This window comes from Paenibacillus sp. OT2-17 (assembly GCF_009827695.1).
Classification (GTDB): domain Bacteria; phylum Bacillota; class Bacilli; order Paenibacillales; family Paenibacillaceae; genus Paenibacillus; species Paenibacillus polymyxa_B.
Genome location: NZ_WUDQ01000585.1, coordinates 1 through 2,263 on the forward strand (window position 1 = coordinate 1; position 2,263 = coordinate 2,263).

General features: G+C 43.1%; 3 protein-coding genes. 1 reads left to right on the forward strand and 2 read right to left on the reverse strand.

Annotated elements, in window-relative coordinates; all coding sequences use genetic code 11:
• Both GRP75_RS24865 and GRP75_RS24870 read right to left on the reverse strand, forming a co-directional pair.
• Positions 1 to 602: ABC transporter substrate-binding protein (locus GRP75_RS24865; RefSeq protein ID WP_337194265.1), on the reverse strand; the 602-nt coding region annotated here is incomplete at its 3' end.
• A gap of 257 nt (positions 603 to 859) precedes the next feature.
• Complete coding sequence (locus GRP75_RS24870; RefSeq protein WP_160790664.1) at positions 860 to 1,369, reverse strand: GNAT family N-acetyltransferase; 510 nt, start codon at positions 1,367 to 1,369, stop codon at positions 860 to 862.
• Positions 1,370 to 1,486: 117 nt separating this feature from the next.
• On the opposite strand from GRP75_RS24870, the gene GRP75_RS24875 reads away from it, so the two are divergent.
• A partial coding sequence (locus GRP75_RS24875) for a tyrosine-type recombinase/integrase (protein WP_160790665.1) occupies positions 1,487 to 2,263 on the forward strand: 777 nt, incomplete at its 3' end.

The following is a 2,263-nucleotide window of genomic DNA, read 5'->3' on the forward strand; positions in this document are numbered from 1 at the left end:
CCGAATTGATCTCCATATTTTTTAACTCCTGCCGGTGAAACAATGGCTACTGCCGGAACACTTAAATTGCTCAAAAAAGCCTGCGATGGTCGTTTCAGATTCAATTTAATCGTGTATTCGTCAATCACCTGTGAGGATTCATAGGGAGCCATCAAGTTAGCGGCATTACCTACTACGGCTTGCGGATCAATAATTCGATCATAGCTAAATTTAACGGCTTCCGCATTGAACGGGGTTCCGTCATGGAACTTAACATCCTTGCGCAGCTTGAATGTATAGCTTTTGCCATCCTCGGAAACACTCCATTCGTTTGCCAGCCAAGGCTTAATCGTATTGTCCGGTAGCTTTACCACCAAGTTATCGAATATCGCACGATATACCCGAGATGCTACTGCCAATCCACTCTTATGCGGGTCCAGTGAATCCGGCGATGTTGCCAGTGCATAGGTAAGATCTCCACCTTCTGCAGCTTGCCCGCCTCCTGCTACATTCGCCTCAGTATTCGTAGAATTGGCCCCGCTATTACCCGAGCATGCCGATAAGACCAGCACCATCGACAGGGTTACAGCTACCATTTTTGCAAATCGACTTGTTCGTTTCACCTAAAAACACTCTCCGATCTGATGGGTGATGTTATGATTACATTGCATTTTTGGAGCCGATGTTTAATTGTTGATAATTCCAATGAGATATATATGAATTATGTTAATAACTGTATACCTGCGTTTTTATAGTGTCAATGCAGGTTCTAATTGGAATGCTCTATAGATGGATAGAAGACTTGAATTGACAACAAAAAAGAGCCGATAGGATACTCTCCCCGACTCTTTTTCATTACTTACTTTCTATTTCGAATTTTTCAGGTATTGAAAAACTGACTGATATTCCCTCTTACCGGATGTGTCTGTTCCCTGTACTCACCTTTCGTATAGCTTCCAATCACCTTACGCCAAAAGGACTGTGCCGGCCTATTCGTGCTCATTTGGGTCACCTTCCAACGTCCGTTAAAACGTCCAAACAGCTCATGAGCCGCCCAAGTCCCAACCCCATTATGCCGATAAGGACGAAGTACAAAGAACTCAGCCATGTAGTAGTCAGCTTCTCGATTGCTGGACATTCGGTCAACGAGTGCAAAACCCACAGGAATATCCTGTCTACAAATCAGAAAAGGTAGCTTCTGTTCACCGCTCGTCCAATATTGATACAAGTCTGGATAAGCCGGGAATGTCCCCTTCTCAGTGACATCAATTCGAAGATAGGCTGTAAAATCATATAAATAAAATTGCATGAGCTGTACAATAATGTCCTTTTGCGACTCCGGTACACTCTTAATAGACAGCTTCAGTTCCGATTTGATATTATACCCCATACTTTCACCTCTCTTGGCGGTTCAATCTGTTCTTTAACTTCGAATTACATCCCATCCAGTGCTGTTCAAAATATGCTAAAATACAATATATATTATGACCGGACGAGGTGGAACTCAATGAATATACAAAAGATCATCGACCGGCGCAAACTAGATGAAAAAATGCCGGGATTACCATGGTACGTGCAGCAATTTATGGATTATAAGCTGCCCGACCTGTCCCCTTCCACATTACTAGAATATGTGCGGGATTACGAAGCTTTCTTTTCATGGCTTCGCGCGGAAGGCTTGTCCACCGGAGAAACGAACGCCCAAGTTACACTGGAAGAGTTGGAGACACTTCATATGGACAGTATTACAGGCTTTCGATTATTCCTGTCTACTAAGCGCGAAGGCTCCAACTCCCGTATTACCATTTCACGTAAGCTATCGTCTCTGCGTTCGCTTTTTCATTATTTAAGTCAGATCGCTGAGGATGAAAATTTTTATCCGTTGCTCAAACGCAACATTATGGCTAAGGTCGAAATCAAGCGTATACATAAACCCAAGGATACGGCGGCTAAGCTTAAAGGTAAAATACTGGAAGAGGAAGAACTGCTTGAATTCATCGGTTATATTTATGAAGGCTATGGTCAAGATTTGGCCGATAACAAGCAGGCTTTATACTCCTATGAACTAAATAAGGAACGGGATGCCTGCATCGCCAGCCTCATTCTGAACTCAGGCCTGCGCGTATCTGAAATCGTCAATCTGAATCTGGACGATTTAGACATAAACAATAAACTATTATATGTGTACCGCAAAGGCAATAACGACGAAACCTTTAAAACGCCGGTGTATTTCCGCGAGCAATCCAAAGATGATCTCGTACTTTATTTGTCCCTGAGACATACC

Excerpts from the sequence above, each read along its gene's own strand:
- GRP75_RS24870 (WP_160790664.1), bottom strand. The coding sequence starts at position 1,369 with ATGGGGTATAATATCAAATCGGAACTGAAGCTGTCTATTAAGAGTGTA.